This is a genomic window from Vibrio methylphosphonaticus (assembly GCF_023634655.1).
Classification (GTDB): domain Bacteria; phylum Pseudomonadota; class Gammaproteobacteria; order Enterobacterales; family Vibrionaceae; genus Vibrio; species Vibrio methylphosphonaticus.
The window spans coordinates 91,360-107,853 of the sequence record NZ_JAMKMS010000014.1 but is presented as its reverse complement, the minus strand read 5'-3'; the positions used below and the strand labels follow the sequence as shown (position 1 = coordinate 107,853).

The following is a 16,494-nucleotide window of genomic DNA, read 5'->3' as shown; positions in this document are numbered from 1 at the left end:
AAATTAAAAAGGAAGCCAAGGCTTCCTTTTTTAAATACTAATTTGAGTACTGCGCTGATTATTTCTCAGGTTTGTTTTGGCAATGCTCGATAGCAGTAGCCATCAGCTCCAAAGCAGACTTTTCACACGCTGGCAGTTGTGCATCGCTGCTATCAATTGGTGTGACACGCTCACCCCATTTAATATGCCCTGCACCCCAAGTCAATCCAGCGCCAAATGCAGCTAACAGCAGATCATCGTTGGGTTTGACTTTCCCTTGTTCTAACGCCTCACATAACGCGATTGGCACTGTCGCCGCGGAGGTGTTGCCATACTTCTGAATGTTCACAAACGCTTTTTCACGTTCGATGCCCGACAGATCACACAACGTTTGAATGATGCGAATATTCGCTTGATGAGGAATAACCACGTCAATGTCTTCTTTGGTCAAGTTTGAGCGAGACAATACGGTATTCGCCGCCGCCCCCATGCCTTTTACTGCACGCTTAAAGATCTCTTTACCAATGAATTCAAATTCAAAGTAACCATTATCCGCCGCGAAGCGCTCCATTGACGTACCAAACTTTGGAACAGCTAAAATGTCACGCCCTTTCGCATCACAGCCAATTTGAGCGTCTTGGAGACCCACTTTGCTTTCTGTGCGGCTCAATACCGCCGCACCTGCGCCATCGCCAAACAATACAGCTGTGTCTCTTTCGCTCCAGTCAAGGAAGAAAGACAAACGCTCAGCGCCTATAACAATTGCGTTACGGTAGTTACCCGACTGAATCAGCTTCGTTGCGGTTTCTAAGCCGTAGACAAAACCCGTACAGGCGGCATTTAGATCAAACGCCGCCGCCGCCGGAACGCCCAAATTTTGCTGAACGCGAGAAGCCGTATTGGGAATCAACGAGTCTGGTGAACAAGTGGCAACAATAATCAGATCAACGTCTTCTGCCGTAATACCAGCACATGCCATTGCATGTTGCGCTGCAACCGTAGCCATCTCTGAGGTGTTAACGTGGCTAATACGACGAGTTTCTATCCCAGTCCTAGAACGAATCCACTCATCAGAAGTTTCCATTACCGTACTTAGATCATGGTTAGTCAGTGTTGCTGGTGGGAGGCACTTACCCCAACCCGTGATTTCGGCATAATAAGCTGTCATTCTGTACCTATCTATATTGAATCGTTAAGCAATTTTTCCATCATATCACAACATTTTGATTGTTAATGCAAATGCAAACAATGCTTGTAAACCATATTCACCCCAGAAGTATTCACCCTATAAATACAACCAACTACAACCCATACCCAAAACAAATTAACCAGGCTTACCGATGACAAAATCGGTTGATAAATAGACGAAAAACCATATCTAGCTAATAATCAAACCTTAAAATAAACAGGTCTTACCAATAAAACGGTGTACTTTAGAGCGCCGTCAATGACGCTGAGTTATGACTTTAGGGCTGGTTCTGTGAGAAATATCGCGCATGCACAAGCACTTGCGGGTAAAGTTCTTTGAACAGACTCAAGAAGTGTTGGTAATTTAGTTCTAAGTCACTGCTACATTCAGCAAGCATTCCCATCCTTAAGCTACGTTGCGACATTCTTTCTAATGCGTATTGGATATTGTCCAGATCTTGGTAAGATTCTAACCATCTATCACGCCACATGTACTCGCTCATACGTAAAAAACGTTCCGGCAATGGCGCGGCGTTTAACACTTGTGGCGCGGTAACATCTCGATGTGCATTATCAACAAAATGGTGCAGCGGCATTGCATGGTAATGCTGCCAATGTTTCGCTAAACAATGATCCCAAAACATATCCAATGCGATAGGAGCAAAACGGCGCTTTTCTGGCGAAAATAGTACTTTGCATTGTTTGATAATGTCATGATTATCAATGTACGAATCAACACTACGGTGCAATCGAATTCCCCGAACTAAATCGGCGCTATAGGTTTTCGCCGGATCCCCTTTAACAAAATCCCCTAAAAGGTTTCCTAGCAAACTACTATGACAGTGGTCGGCAATGTGAAGGTGCGCTAAAAAATTCATCAAATACCTTTTATATAACATTAAGACAGTGTGGCTACTACTGCGCGTAAATTCAATGTATGCCGCAGCAAATATATGCCCTAAACCATTCAGCGCCCTGCTCTTCTCATCAACTAGCTGTAAAGGATTCGTAACACTTGCCTCAATGTGAATTGAGTGCAAAACCTCGACGACATCCGCCCCCCAAGGCTACTATCCAAACCGTCGTGTAAACCTATTATCCGTGCTAGTGGCAAGGAAACCACCAATCGGTACAGACAGGTCATACGCCATAGTGCCCATTATTTACCTCCCAGTAACTTAGGCTAAAGCGAATATCGCTCAAATTAACATACGCTGATATCAACAAAGGAATGCATCAACATGGATAAGGATCATAGTTTAAGAGAGAACCTACTGGCGTTATTACTCGGTAGCGCGTTAGTTTCTCTTGGCGTCATTTTTTTCAATCATGTCGGATTACTCACCGGTGGAACTGCTGGTCTGGCTATTTTCATTACTAAAGTGTCTGCATTTACGTTCGGGCAAGTGTTTTTCGCACTCAATCTACCTTTTTATTTGCTTTCTGCCACACGAATGGGCTGGCCATTTACGATTAACACTTTTATTGCGGTGAGCATCGTATCGTTTGCGGTTGACCATCTGCATCATGTTATCCAAATTAGTCATATTGAACCTCTTTACGCCGCTATTATCGGTGGGGGTTTGATTGGTATCGGTATGCTCGTCATCTTCAGGCACAAAATGAGCTTAGGTGGTTTCAATATTCTTGCGTTGTTCCTACAAGATCGCTTTGGCATTCGCGCGGGTAAAGTTCAAATGGGGCTTGATTGCTCAATCGTGATTTTGTCTTTCTTCATCGTTGACTTGTCATTGATTGCGCTGTCAATCTTAGGGGCCATTACCACTAATCTTATTCTTGCCATGAACCACAAACCTGGGCGCTATCAAGCTGTGGTTACCGCCAAGCCTCAAACGTAGTCCCTATAACACCTAAACTTAAACGCATTAACAGCCAAACTAAAAGAACTCTTAGTTATCGCGACTGTTAAGGGTTAGCGAGTGTAAGGAAATAGTTTCTGTAAGCGGTTTGTGGTCATAATACCCAAGCCACTCAGGCCAACTCATGGTTTAGCGCTTGTTTTAGGCATAAGTGAGTCAGGCATACGTGAGTCAGAGATTGTACAATATGGTCTCAACGCTCCAGATTCTCACACTTACTTGTGACCTTATCACAAATGTATTCCCCGATTGGAATGGCCGACGTGGCGGCTGGAGAGGGTGCATTACAGACATGCAAACTTCTCGTACTTTCTGCAAATAAAAAATCATGTACCAGTGTGCCGTCCGATAAGACGGCTTGCGCACGAATGCCGGCCGGATAAGGTTTAAGATCATCCACATTAATCGTCGGACAATATTTATTAACCGCTTTCAAATACCCTGCTTTCCACCACGAGTTTTTGAATTCAGTCAGTCCAGTCTTAATATGCTTTAGTGTCACTTTCCAAAAACCAGAAAATGTCAGCATTTGCCAAGTATCTTGCAAACTCACGTTTACCGAGCCATAGCCTTCTCGCTTCCAACCTTGTACTGCATTTGGTCCCACCGTGACCGAACCATCAATCATTCTTGTTAAGTGCACGCCCAAGAATGGTAAGTCGGGATCTGGAATTGGATAAATAAGATGATTGACCACCCGATTATGTCGACTATCCAAGCGATAGTATTCACCACGATAAGGGATAATCTGAAAGTCGGTTTTTATTTCAAGCAGCTGTGTCATTCTATCCGCCATCAAGCCGCTGCAGGTAATCAAGAACTGACTGGTCATTGTCAGCTCTTGATCTTTGACCTTATCTCTTTTGACGCAACCGATGATTATTTGGTCATCGCGCTCTATAAGCTCTGTGACTTTAGTTTCGAGTTGAATGATGCCGCCGTTCGCCTCAAACTCCGACGCCATATGCTCCGTCACCAAGCGATAGTCGACGATACTAGTACTGGCAACATAAATAGCACCTAGCCCGATAATATTGGGTTCTGCTAGCTTCAGTTGCGCTTGGTCTAGCAAGGTGACCTCGATGCCATTCACATGACATCGTTCGTATAACACCATCATACGTTGTTGCTCAACAACGTTTGTCGCAACCAATAATTTGCCACAATTTTCTACCGGTATATCGTGCGAACGACAAAACGCCATCGTTCGTTCCACACCGCGCTTACAAAAATCGGCTTTCATACTACCTGGCTCATAGTAAACACCGGCATGAATGACACCACTATTGTGACCCGTTTGATGCTGAGCAACGCCACTTTCTTTTTCTAACAATAAGATTTTACTCTCGGGGTATCGTTGCTGTAATTGCCAAGCGGTCGACACACCTACGATGCCACCGCCCACCACCACATAGTCATATTCCGTGTCCATGTTGCTCCTTATGATGCTGATACGGATTTCGTTTGCTGTGCTTTGCTGTTTTGAGTGTTTGTGTCTTGCGATTTACCACTTTGACCAATAATTTTCTGCGCTTTAAATATTCGATTACTGTGTATAAAGATCAAAGCGAATACACCGCAGGCAATGACTCGAACGAGAATAGGAAGATCGTGCCAAACCAAGCAAACACCGACCACCACAAGTACGACTCTCAACAATACCGTTAATGGGCCTTCAAGGTACCCTTCAATCGCACCGATTAACGCGTAAGTACCAATGATGGCAAAGAACCCAACGCTCACTACCGACATCACATCCCAACTCACCAAACCGGTGTACGCGATAAGCAAGGGAACGAGGTACAAGCCCTTGGCAATTTTCCATGCGGTTAAACCGGTTCGCATGGGTGGTGTCTTCGCGATAGTCGCCGCAGCAAAAGCCGTTAAACACACAGGTGGGGTAACATTACTATCTTGAGAAAGCCAAAATATAATCAAATGTGCCGCGAGTAACGCTAGCCCAACCGCTTCCATTCCAATACTCTGCTCTAATAAGGTTTCCACAAAATCTGCAGGAACTAACGCCACTAGCTCTTTCGCCGTTTCAATAGGCATTGGCGCGTTGAGTAAATGTAAGCGCTCTGGCGCCGCCAACATAAATATGGCCTTCGCTTGCTCAGGAAGTTGGCCCGACACCATTAATTCGAAGAGTTGATTTTCTGCAATAAGTTTGTATAACGCCGGCGCAGACAAGGTACCAAGCACAATATACGCCGCTGTCACTGGCAACCCCATACCAAGCACTAAAGACGCCAGAGCAATCAACACCAGCATGACCAACAAATTACCACTTGCCCAACCGTCTATCATTAAGGAAAAAGTATTGCCAATGCCAGTAGTGCTGATCACATTGATCACTAGCCCAATACCCACCAGCAATATCGCCGTGGTCGCCATATTCTTCGCGCCTTGTGACAACGCCTCGACTATCGCTTTCGGACCCATTTTATGATCTTTAGAAAACCATGACGCCACGACCACAGAGAGAATTGAGATACCCGCGGCATAGGTTGGTGTAAAGCCTTGAACCAGTAGTGTGACCAAAACGGCCAGTGGAATGAGGTTGTGCCAGCCTGATATCAACACTTTCCATAAAGGCACTTCGCTCGTGGTAATTTTTTGAACGCCGCTACGTTTGGCTTCTATCCGCACAAAGAAAGCGACGGATAAAAAGTAGATCAACGCGGGAACAAAAGAGACCGCGATAATATCGACGTAAGGAATTTGAGTGTAAGACGCCATAATAAACGCGCCTGCCCCCATGACCGGTGGCATCAGTTGTCCACCCGTGGAAGCGGCCGCCTCGACTCCCGCCGCAAATCGAGAAGGAAAGCCCGCTTTTTGCATTAAAGGGATACTAATCACTCCCGTCGAAACCGTGTTGGCGACACTTGAACCGGATACCGACCCCATTAACCCTGAGCCAATCACAGCGATAAACCCCGGCCCGCCAATGATTTTTCCCGCTGCCGCACGAGCGACGTTAATAATGTAGTCGCCGACACCAGATCGAACTAAAAATGCACCAAATAGGATAAACATAAATACGAACGTCCAGCTAATACGGGAGATCGCACCAAACATTCCTTCAGACGAATAGAAACTCCGATACAACAGGGTTTCCATACTTAAGCCCGGAAAATGAAAAATACCGCTCGCCCATTGCCCCCAAAGCACCACGTAACTTAAACACACGACAATGAGGATTGGAATAAACCAGCCCATCGTGCGGCGTATTAGTTCAATTACAATAACAATCGCTAGAATGGCGAATACCCAGTCACTGGTGACAAACTTAACACCACGCTCGTAGAGGGCATCTTCTGCGTACGGGATGTACAATAAACACGCAATGGCCGCCAACGCAATGAAGACATCAACCACAAGTGCCACTTTACTCGACTTCAATGACACATGAGCGGGATACCACAGGCTACATATCACAGCGAACCCGGCGAAGTGCGTAGCAGAAATCCAAAGCTCCGGTAAGGTTGATAACGTATTGAACCAAATATGCAGTAAAGACAACACCACACCAAACACCGTGATCGTGGTGGTTACCCATGGAAAATCAGTTCGAGTTGGCAACTCAAACTTCTGCAATTCCTTTTGAACGGTATCGCTCATGACATACTCCAGCCTAGTGGCTTCTGTTGCTATTATTTGCTAATAGGGTCACGTATTTAAGGAATGCCTTCACGGAACGTGAAGGCATGTTCATTCAGTTGAATGAATGTTAGTCAACTGCCTATTTAGCAATCAGGTGAGATGGGATCTCTAAACCCACTTCTTTATAGTAACGAGCAGCACCGGGGTGAAGTGGGACAGGTAGACCTGCAATCGCCTTTTCAAGTGCCATGGCCTTCGTCGCTTTATGAATACCTTGTAAAAATGCTAAGTTTTCATAGATAGCCTTGGTCAGTTCATAGACATCATCATCAGAAATATCGTCTCTTACCGCCAAGAAATTAGGCTGAGCAATCGTCGTAATGGGTTTGTCTAAACCGGGATAGGTATTGGCGGGAATGTCGTATTTAGTCCAAAGATTGAAGCCCCCATTGGCCTCTTTAATTTGCTCATCCGTAAAGGACAAAATAGAAATATCATTACCAAGAGCGGCAAACGCTTGAGTCACCGCGCCAACCGGCACCCCTGCTGGCGTATTCATTCCGTCTATCGTGCCATTTTGTAGAGCGCTCGCGCTTCCACCGTAGCCCATAAACGCAAGATTAAACGAGTCAGGATCGACCTTTAGTCCCTTCATAATTTGTCGACCTGAGTTTTCCGTACCCGAATTCTTTTTACCAATAGAAAACTTCTTATCAACCAGATTATTCAAGTCGGACACCGTACCGGTTTCCGCCAATTCAGTGCGAACGATAAAATGTTCGACGTTTTGCCACAGCATGGACACTGAGCGCAACTGTTCTTGGCGACCACTCTTTGCATATGGGCCTTCACCAGACCACGCCCAAGCGCCATATAGACCCTGCAATATGGCAAATTGGGCTTCATTCTCATTTAAAAGTTTGACGTTTTCGCCTGATCCGGCAGAACTAATTGCCGATAAAGAGAAGTGATATTTAGGTGCAAGCTTAACCTTACTCAACGTCGCCAACGCCACACCTACGGGATAATACGTTCCCCCCGTAGACGCCGTTGACAAAATATAGCTTCGCTCTTGTGCGATAGCGGCATTCGTGACTAATCCAAAAGAAGTCAGGGCGATGACTAACGCTTTCGCTACTCTATTTTTGTTCATTGTTACACTCCATGTTATTTGGCGTTACGTACTTGTTATCTACTCTTACTCTATAGCAAGCTCAATGCCAAAATATAAGTAATTGATAAATAAATATATTATCTAGTAACAATGGTAAAATGAGCAATTTTTTGCTCAAATGTGTCCTGATTAATGAGCAAGTTCTTGCTTATCGAAACCGCCAAAAAGCGACTCGACAGTCCTAATATGTTAACAAATTGTGACTCAAATAGCATTTTCACGACAATTCAACTAAGCAAGTTTTTGCCGATGGCATGGCACCAATAGACTATCCTCATGCACCCCGTTTTCGTTGCTTATACTTAACGTAGCTTCTTTTCTTAAGGACTTAGCTACTTGGTGACTTAGTTGCTTGGCTGCTTGGCTGCTTCGTTGCTTAATTGCTTAATTGCTTAATTGCTTAAGTATAATCTGCTCGATTTAGACCGAGCTTTTGCATTTTTTGATTAAGTGTTCGGCGTGGTATATCTAGCTCAAGCATAACATCGGTAATACAACCATGATGACGAGACAAAGCATCACTCAACACCTTTCTTTCAAAGTTATGCAGCTGAATCGCGAGCGGAACACCACTTTGAGTCAGTTCGGTCGTAGAGCTTGGCCGCATTGTTAATATTTCCATCACAGAGACGCTATCATCTAAGGCATAGCGTACGGCGGCGTTCCTCAGTTCTCGGACATTACCAGGCCATGAGTAACTCAAGATTGCCTGTCGATCAGCATCGCTTAAAGAACGCGCATCTTCACGAGTGTGGCGAATAAAGTGCTCAAACAAAATCAAGGCATCTTCTTCGCGCTCTCGCAGTGGCGGAATGTGAATTTGAGCGACGTTAAGGCGATAATATAAGTCTTGTCGAAATTCACTATTATCACTTAGATCCTCTTTCGCAGCGGCAATCACTCGAAGATCGGTATGGATCGTTTGGTTCCCTCCCACCCGCTCAACGGTATTTTCCTGTATGCATCGTAGGACCTTCACTTGCATGGCAAGTGGCATACTCTCTATTTCATCAAAAAATAACGTCCCTTTATCTGCGTATTCAAGCTTACCAATTCGCCTTTTACTCGCGCCTGTAAACGCGCCAGCCTCGTGGCCGAACAACTCACTTTCAAAGAGATTTTCAGGTACAGCGCCACAGTTAATTGCTACGAGTTCACGTTTACCGCGTGGGCTTTCATTATGTAAGCTGGTGGCCACGAGTTCCTTACCACACCCCGTTTCACCATAGATAATGACATGAGTATCAATGCGAGCCAGCTTAACCACCTGAGCTCTTAGTTGCACCATCGCCGAGCTTTGTCCGATCAACACTTGCTCAAGCCCATTGACACTCGCCAAGTATTCTTGCCGATCTTGAGCCGACGCTTGGGCTCGATACGAAACCACAGCCTCGTTAACACGCTGCGACAACCTTTCTGGTTGAAAGGGTTTCTCAATAAAATCAAACACACCTTGTTGCAAAGCGCTAACCGCCATGTCGACATCGCCATGCCCAGTAATTAGGATCATTGGGGTTTGAATGTTATTTGCCGAAAGGTCAGCGAGTAGTGCCAAACCGTCTATATCGGGTAATCGTACATCACTGACTATCGCATCGTAGTCGCCGTTAAGAATTGCAGACTTACCCGCTAACCCAGTACTAAATGCCTCCACTTCAAAACCTGCAAGTTGTAACCACTGGCTCGTCGCTTGTCGAACAATGTCGTCATCTTCAATTAGTGCTACTCGTGCCGCTTCTACGAAAACCATACCTATCACCCAAATGAATACTCCCTATCTACGTTAGGTAAATTTGCAATTGGATAAAAGGAGCTAAGTCTCACTTTTTGATCACAACTCTTTTACATCAATAAGAAACAGCGCAGTCTTTTAATAAAACAAAATCAGTCTATTGCGGGATGCATGATGAGATATAAGTGGATTATTACTGTCGTTGTCGTCATGTTGATCAGTCTTTGCTATGGGACGAGCCGAGAAGTTTCGCGACAATGGCTAAGCAATAAAACCCAAACTCTCGTCCAAGAACGTTTACTCGACTATATCGGCGAAGTAAGACGGACATTAAAGCGCTTTTATCACCTGCCTTATCTCATCACTAATAACCCTCGAACCATCGCATTGGTGGCAGGCGATGTAGGTCTAAAGCAAAGCGTTGAAGACGAACTGTTCCAACTTGATAAAGCGGCGAATACTGAAGGCTGGCTGATTTTGTCTGCCACGGGTGAAGCGCTTGCATCGAATTTGGTGGGAGAAAGGTTCAGCCGGTCAGATAGACAAGCCATCGCGCAACAAATTCACACTCAAGGCGAAGGTGTGTCGCTCGTAAGTAAAACCAAAGGTTCGACTCCGCTTTACTATTTGACTGCCCCTATTTTTATTGGATTGGACATTGCTGGCATAGCGGTAGTGCAAATTGACCTCAGCCTATTAACCGAACAAATCATTACCAGTAGCGACGTCATAACCTTGCAGAATCAGCAGAATCAGTTCTTTTTATCGAGTAGCGCTCGATACAGTGCAGATTGGCTTAACGACTCATCCCATCACATTATGCAAAATTACGAATTACTGTATGACGACACACGCATTAAAACGTGGCAACTCACTGACTCACAACACAACTCTGCCGATAGTTACCTTGCTCACACCGTTAAGCTTGACGATTTAGATTGGAAAATCAGTTATTTGACCCCCTTGAACCCAATGCAACAGACGATCAATGTTGTTGGTTGGAGCACAGTCACTCTACTGCTATTCATCACTTTGCTGATTATCATCTTCTTTCAACGTCATCAAAAACAACAAAGTAAACAGCAAATCCAATCCATTTTGGAGGAATCACAACAGCGCCTTACCCAAATGATCAACAAGACCCATGTCGGGTTAATGGTCATTGATGAGCAAGGCCTGTTATTCGATGTTAACCCTATGGCAAAACGCCAATTCTGTCTTCCAGATAGGCATAGTAAAGCGATACATGCGTGGGAGTTATTTGACGCAGGAAACCCGAACTCCACCACGCTAAAGCTGCTAAAGAATTTATCGACTCATAAAGAACATACCGAGTTAAGCGCAGTAGATACCATTGCAAAGCGAAGTGATGGCAGCCTTTTCCCTGTCCTTTTTTCATTAACGCTGTTTCCATGGCATGGGCAGCCTTTTTTTCTTGCCACCGTCATTGATATCAGTAAACGAAAGACCGCCGAACAAGCACTACAACAAGCGAATCAAGCGTTGGAGAAACGAGTTGAAGAACGTACTCAAGCACTCGAACAAGCGCAGCACGAGCTCGTTCAAGCGAGTAAAATGGCGGCATTAGGTCGAATGTCGAGCGCAATTACTCATGAACTCAATCAACCTCTTACAGGGCTCCGTACGTTACTCACCACCAACGAGCTTTTAATGGCGCGTAATGAATATGACATGATGCGTGCTAACCACACGTTAATTCAAACGCTCATCGATCGCATGGCAAATATGACTCGCCAATTAAAAAGTTTTGCCTATAGCAAGCCAGAATTGCTCAACCCTGTATCATTATCCGAAGCAATCGAAGAGACACTACGTATCTATCAGTCGAAATTATCCTCAATTGACGTGCGAGTTCGAGCCCCAGAAGTGCTACCAACTGTCACCGGTGAAGAACAACGTCTTAGACAGGTTCTAGGTAACCTTATTTCGAATGCCATCGACGCGCTAAGTGATACTCAGCACCCAACACTCACCATCGCTATTAGCAAGGTCAGCACCATGATAGAAATACGAATCATGGATAATGGATGCGGCGTAAACCCGGCGTGCATAGACGCTATATTTGAACCCTTTCACACCAGTAAAAAGATAGGTGATGGACTTGGCTTGGGATTATCAATTACGGCTAACAACATGAGAGATATGAATGGTTCAATTACTGCGCACATTAATGCGCAACACGGCATGACCTTTACGTTATTACTGCCAGAATCGACAACTTAACGTCCACGTTGCACCATTTTTATCGTCTAATACGCAGGGTTTCTACGCCCTAAGCGCTCATAATGTGAACAGCAGCAAACTTTGAGGCGTAGAGCGCTAGAATGATGTGCGTGATCGCTTTGCTAAGTAAAGTAAGAGTGAAAAATAATAACAATGGAATGACCATGAAACATAAGACTCTGTTCACCTCTTTACTTATTGCAATGCCGTCACTCTTCGCGTCGTCTGCGCTGTTTGCAACGCCTTACCTGACGATATCAACGACCACTACCAGTCGTGATTACCCGCTAGACAATGCTAACGCTGTCGTAGTGCCACTGACTAAAGACAAATATCAATTGTCCGTTTCTGGAATTGAAGGGCAATGTGATAACCAGCTTCCAGGTAAGATAAAATTTAATACGCCAATCCCACTATTATGTGGTGAAACGACTCAATTGCCGCTGACCATTAGATTCACAGGGGACTATTCGTTTTCCTATGATCAAGAAAGCCAAACCCTGTTGTTTAAACGGCAACCTAAGAAAATCGCGAAAACGGAATTTAAACGTCCACTGCCTAACGTACAGTGTGAAACGTTTATTGAAGGCCCGAAAGACATCAATGTCTCCTCTTCTTTTGCTGATGGCACATTACTTCGGGAGGTATTTTCCGGTGATGAATTACGCGTCAATAACGGTAGGGTCACGGTAACGCCTTCTCAAAAAAATGGCGGTCTCATCCTTCTTGAGCCAGTACAAACCCAAGCTAAAGCGTCCGTTACAAAAATCAACAAAACCATTAACTACCGCAATGCCAACATCTATTTTGTCATGGTTGATCGTTTCAATAATTCCGATCGTTCCAAATCGCAACCGTACTCTCGACATAACGACAACAAGCAAGAAATTGGCACTTTTCACGGCGGTGACTTAAATGGCGTCACAGAAAAGCTCGATTACATCAAGAGTCTGGGTACTAACGTAATTTGGTTATCACCAATTGTTGAACAAGTGCACGGCTTTGTTGGCGGAGGTGATAGCGGTTCTTTCCCATTTTACGCTTATCATGGTTATTGGGCACGAGACTTTACCAAAGTAGACGACAGCTTCGGGAACGATGAAGATCTAAAACGTCTCGTTTCGGAAGCCCATAAACGTGGGATTAAAGTTCTACTGGATGCCGTCATCAATCATCCAGGTTATGCGACGTTAGCCGATGCGCAATTTGATTCTCTCGATGTTATTTCCACCCCAAAAAACTTACCGACTCAATGGGCTGACTGGGCGCCAAAAGAAGGAGAAAACTGGCACAGCTTCCACAGCAACATCGACTATCAATCATCAAACTGGAAAGACTGGTGGGGCGCGGATTGGGTTCGAACTGGACTGCCCGGTTATGACCAACCCGGCTCAAGTGACACCACATTATCGCTGGCGGGTCTACCCGATTTTAAAACCGAATCGACCAAGCATGTGCAACCGCCGCAATGGTTGATGGACAACCCCGGTACACGTGTCGAGTCACGAGAGGGTTATACCGTTGCCGACTACCTTATAGAATGGCAGACGGACTGGGTGAAGCGCTTTGGCATAGATGGTTATCGAGTCGATACTGTCAAACACGTAGAACCGGAAGTGTGGAAGCGACTTAAATCCGAAGCGACAGACAGCTTGGAGCAATGGCGTACGTTAAACAATACCTCTGGGCAACCTTTCTGGATGATGGGCGAAGTATGGGGACACAGTGCTTATCGTAGTCCGTATTTTGATGATGGGTTTGATGCGCTGATCAACTTTGATATGCAGAAAAAACTCGATAAGGGCGCCGTTTGTTTTAGTCAAATGGCCGACACTTATCAGCACTACGCAGATTCAATTACCGACTCTGTGGACTTCAATCCCGTAAGTTATATGTCATCGCACGATACCGAACTATTTTTTAGCCGATTTAAGGACTATCAAATGCAAAAAAGTGCCGCAAATGCCCTGCTACTGAGTCCGGGCGCGGTACAAATCTATTATGGGGATGAAATCGCGAGAGACATAGGGCCTTTCGCCGATGATTTCCATCAAGGTACGCGCTCGGACATGGTGTGGTCACTCGATACCAATAAGCAACAGTTACTTGAACATTGGAAAACCGTCGGTCAATTTAGGGACCGTCACCCTGCAATCGGCGCCGGCGTGCATCGTATTGTCGACCATGATGACGCGTTTGTATTTTCCCGAACCCTCGGTGAAGATAAAGTCGTCATTGCATACTTTGGGCGATAACTCGAACTCATAGCGCTCATAATATGAGCGCTTATTTTTAAAACGCTTATTATAAAATATCGATTAGGTAACGAGCAGAGTATAAATAGCTCGGCCTGGATAACTAAGTTTACGCTGCCAGTTAGTTCTACATCAGTAACTAGGTCTATATTAGTATCAGGGTCTATATCAGTAACAAGGCCAAACCTGCGGGCTCTAAAATAGTAAAAGCGCGCACTTTCATCGCCATTACTATTCACATCTTTTCGCTTCCGCTGTAAAGTGCCTGCTTTATTGGTGACATTAATCAACATACAGCGGTAAACCATGAAAACAGATAACAATATTATCGACACCCTTGAAGCACTTGAGCAATTCTTACTGTCGGTCGAAAATGGCGGCCTTGGATTAGAAGGCGTTGCAGGTGTAGGAATGGCGACAAACAATTCTGATGGTCGCCACTTCGTCGCGGTCTTCAATGAGAAGCAAGAGCTCCTTCTCGCTCGCTGGATCAGCGATGAAATTTTCGAAACCGGTAAAGAACTGGTTCGTAACGGACCTAAACGCCACTAAATTTAGCGATGCGCCTGTAAACTCTGCTTCTTTATTTGTGAAACACCGCATTATTGCGTACACGACTGAAAGTAAGCAAAGTAACGTTACAGGCGCCCCCCACAAAACGTCGTCTAACTTGCTCACTCCCTACCGCATCAAACCATTAATAACATTGATTAAAATAAAACAATTAAACTACTTTCACGCGTTTTATCCGTATCATTTATTGGTAGTGTAAAGCAGTGTAAATACGGTTGAGCCCCCTACTTGATTCGCTTACATATTTGATAAGAACGACTACTATTATTACGTTCTTCTCACTTGATCTAACAAGAAAGGGATATCTCTATGAGTAAAAAACTGACCACCGCTTCAGGCTGCCCTGTTGCACACAACCAAAATGTACAAACCGCAGGTAAACGTGGCCCTCAACTTCTACAAGATGTTTGGTTTTTAGAAAAGTTAGCGCATTTTGATAGAGAGGTTATTCCGGAAAGACGTATGCACGCTAAAGGCTCCGGTGCCTATGGTACATTTACCGTCACTCACGACATCACTTAATATACAAAAGCTAAGATTTTTTCCGAAATTGGCAAACAAACAGAATTATTTGCACGCTTTACAACAGTAGCTGGCGAACGTGGTGCGGCAGATGCCGAACGTGATATTCGTGGTTTCGCTGTTAAATTTTACACCGAAGAAGGTAACTGGGATCTGGTTGGTAACAACACACCCGTATTTTTCCTAAGAGATCCTCTCAAGTTCCCAGACCTTAACCACGCAGTAAAGCGTGACCCAAGAACGAATATGCGAAGCGCGACAAACAACTGGGATTTTTGGACTTCACTTCCTGAAGCTCTGCACCAGATCACCATTGTTATGAGCGATCGTGGCATCCCTGCCACGTATAGACATATGCACGGATTCGGCAGTCATACCTTTAGTTTGATCAACAGTGACAACGAACGTTTTTGGGTTAAATTTCACTTCAAATCTCAACAAGGGATTAAAAACCTGTCTGATGCGGAAGCAGAAACCGTTATTGGCAAAGATCGAGAAAGCCACCAGAAGGATCTTTTAGACAGTATCGACAATAAAGACTTCCCTAAATGGACTTTGAAAATTCAAGTCATGCCGGAAGCCGAAGCAGCAACCGTACCATACAACCCATTTGATTTGACGAAGATTTGGCCACATAAAGATTATCCACTCATCGAGGTTGGTGAGTTGGAGCTCAATAGAAATCCTGAGAATTTCTTTGCTGAAGTTGAACAGTCTGCATTTAACCCAGCCGCCGTTGTACCAGGGATCAGTTGCTCACCAGACAAGATGCTTCAAGGGCGCTTATTCTCATATGGTGACGCACAACGCTATCGATTAGGTGTTAACCACCATAGCATTCCCGTGAATGCACCACGTTGTCCTGTACATAGCTATCACCGAGACGGAGCGATGCGCGTTGATGGCAACCATGGAGGAACAATTGGTTATGAACCAAATAATCAAGGGGAGTGGGCAGAGCAACCCGATTTTTCTGAGCCACCATTAAGTCTTGAAGGGGCCGCTGATCACTGGAATCACCGTGAAGATAATGACTACTTCAGTCAACCAGGTGAGCTTTTCCGTTTAATGACTGCAGATAAACAAGCTATTTTGTTCGACAACACGGCAAGAAACCTGGATGGCGTACCGAAAGAAATTCAAATTCGCCATTTAAAACACTGCTATCAAGCCGACCCCAACTATGGAGAAGGCATTGGCAAGCTATTGAACATTGACGTTAGTGAATATAACTCGCTGTAATAAATGAATAATATTTCAAGCAAACAGCTATATTAACGTTAGTAATAACAATAACATTAACAATATGGATGGACTCAGTCTCCAGAGCTGACCATC

10 protein-coding genes and 1 pseudogene are annotated in these 16,494 nt (G+C 44.8%); 5 read left to right on the top strand and 6 right to left on the bottom strand.

Features of this window, described 5'->3' with window-relative positions; genetic code table 11:
• Positions 1–58: 58 nt before the first annotated feature.
• Both M9196_RS16420 and M9196_RS16415 read right to left on the bottom strand, forming a co-directional pair.
• On the bottom strand, positions 59–1,147 hold the full coding sequence (locus tag M9196_RS16420; RefSeq protein WP_250618599.1) for a ketoacyl-ACP synthase III: 1,089 nt from the start codon (positions 1,145–1,147) through the stop codon (positions 59–61).
• 298 nt (positions 1,148–1,445) lie between these two features.
• Complete coding sequence (locus tag M9196_RS16415) at positions 1,446–2,045, bottom strand: acyl carrier protein phosphodiesterase (protein ID WP_250618598.1); 600 nt, start codon at positions 2,043–2,045, stop codon at positions 1,446–1,448.
• A 363-nt stretch (positions 2,046–2,408) separates the two neighbouring features.
• Between M9196_RS16415 and M9196_RS16410 the strand changes: the two genes are divergently transcribed.
• Positions 2,409–3,026: a YitT family protein gene (locus tag M9196_RS16410; RefSeq protein ID WP_250618597.1), complete on the top strand. Its 618-nt coding sequence runs from the start codon at positions 2,409–2,411 to the stop codon at positions 3,024–3,026.
• A gap of 214 nt (positions 3,027–3,240) precedes the next feature.
• On the opposite strand, the gene lhgO is transcribed toward M9196_RS16410, so the two are convergent.
• From lhgO to M9196_RS16390, 4 genes are all read right to left on the bottom strand, one after another.
• Positions 3,241–4,479, bottom strand: a complete 1,239-nt coding sequence (gene lhgO / locus M9196_RS16405; protein ID WP_250618596.1) for an L-2-hydroxyglutarate oxidase — start codon at positions 4,477–4,479, stop codon at positions 3,241–3,243.
• An 8-nt stretch (positions 4,480–4,487) separates the two neighbouring features.
• The gene (locus M9196_RS16400) at positions 4,488–6,674 is read right to left on the bottom strand and encodes a TRAP transporter permease (protein ID WP_250618595.1); all 2,187 of its coding nucleotides are present in this window, start codon (positions 6,672–6,674) and stop codon (positions 4,488–4,490) included.
• Between the two features lie 121 nt (positions 6,675–6,795).
• Complete coding sequence (locus M9196_RS16395) at positions 6,796–7,809, bottom strand: TAXI family TRAP transporter solute-binding subunit (protein ID WP_250618594.1); 1,014 nt, start codon at positions 7,807–7,809, stop codon at positions 6,796–6,798.
• Between the two features lie 421 nt (positions 7,810–8,230).
• Entirely contained in the window at positions 8,231–9,580 is a 1,350-nt protein-coding gene (locus M9196_RS16390; RefSeq protein WP_250618593.1) for a sigma-54-dependent transcriptional regulator, read from the bottom strand.
• A 156-nt stretch (positions 9,581–9,736) separates the two neighbouring features.
• On the opposite strand from M9196_RS16390, the gene M9196_RS16385 reads away from it, so the two are divergent.
• From M9196_RS16385 to M9196_RS16370, 4 genes and pseudogenes are all read left to right on the top strand, one after another.
• A complete protein-coding gene (locus M9196_RS16385; protein WP_250618641.1) occupies positions 9,737–11,806 on the top strand; it encodes a PAS domain-containing sensor histidine kinase in 2,070 nt (689 codons plus the stop codon).
• 164 nt (positions 11,807–11,970) lie between these two features.
• Positions 11,971–14,061, top strand: a complete 2,091-nt coding sequence (locus tag M9196_RS16380; protein ID WP_250618592.1) for an alpha-amylase — start codon at positions 11,971–11,973, stop codon at positions 14,059–14,061.
• A gap of 306 nt (positions 14,062–14,367) precedes the next feature.
• On the top strand, positions 14,368–14,613 hold the full coding sequence (locus M9196_RS16375) for a hypothetical protein (RefSeq protein WP_250618591.1): 246 nt from the start codon (positions 14,368–14,370) through the stop codon (positions 14,611–14,613).
• A gap of 330 nt (positions 14,614–14,943) precedes the next feature.
• Positions 14,944–16,398, top strand: a pseudogene (locus M9196_RS16370) (catalase).
• The last annotated feature ends 96 nt before the right edge of the window (positions 16,399–16,494 follow it).

Excerpts from the sequence above, each read along its gene's own strand:
- M9196_RS16390 (WP_250618593.1), bottom strand. The coding sequence starts at position 9,580 with ATGGTTTTCGTAGAAGCGGCACGAGTAGCACTAATTGAAGATGACGAC.
- M9196_RS16380 (WP_250618592.1), top strand. The coding sequence starts at position 11,971 with ATGAAACATAAGACTCTGTTCACCTCTTTACTTATTGCAATGCCGTCA.
- M9196_RS16375 (WP_250618591.1), top strand. The coding sequence starts at position 14,368 with ATGAAAACAGATAACAATATTATCGACACCCTTGAAGCACTTGAGCAA.
- M9196_RS16400 (WP_250618595.1), bottom strand. The coding sequence starts at position 6,674 with ATGAGCGATACCGTTCAAAAGGAATTGCAGAAGTTTGAGTTGCCAACT.
- lhgO (WP_250618596.1), bottom strand. The coding sequence starts at position 4,479 with ATGGACACGGAATATGACTATGTGGTGGTGGGCGGTGGCATCGTAGGT.
- M9196_RS16385 (WP_250618641.1), top strand. The coding sequence starts at position 9,737 with ATGAGATATAAGTGGATTATTACTGTCGTTGTCGTCATGTTGATCAGT.
- M9196_RS16395 (WP_250618594.1), bottom strand. The coding sequence starts at position 7,809 with ATGAACAAAAATAGAGTAGCGAAAGCGTTAGTCATCGCCCTGACTTCT.
- M9196_RS16415 (WP_250618598.1), bottom strand. The coding sequence starts at position 2,045 with ATGAATTTTTTAGCGCACCTTCACATTGCCGACCACTGTCATAGTAGT.
- M9196_RS16410 (WP_250618597.1), top strand. The coding sequence starts at position 2,409 with ATGGATAAGGATCATAGTTTAAGAGAGAACCTACTGGCGTTATTACTC.
- M9196_RS16420 (WP_250618599.1), bottom strand. The coding sequence starts at position 1,147 with ATGACAGCTTATTATGCCGAAATCACGGGTTGGGGTAAGTGCCTCCCA.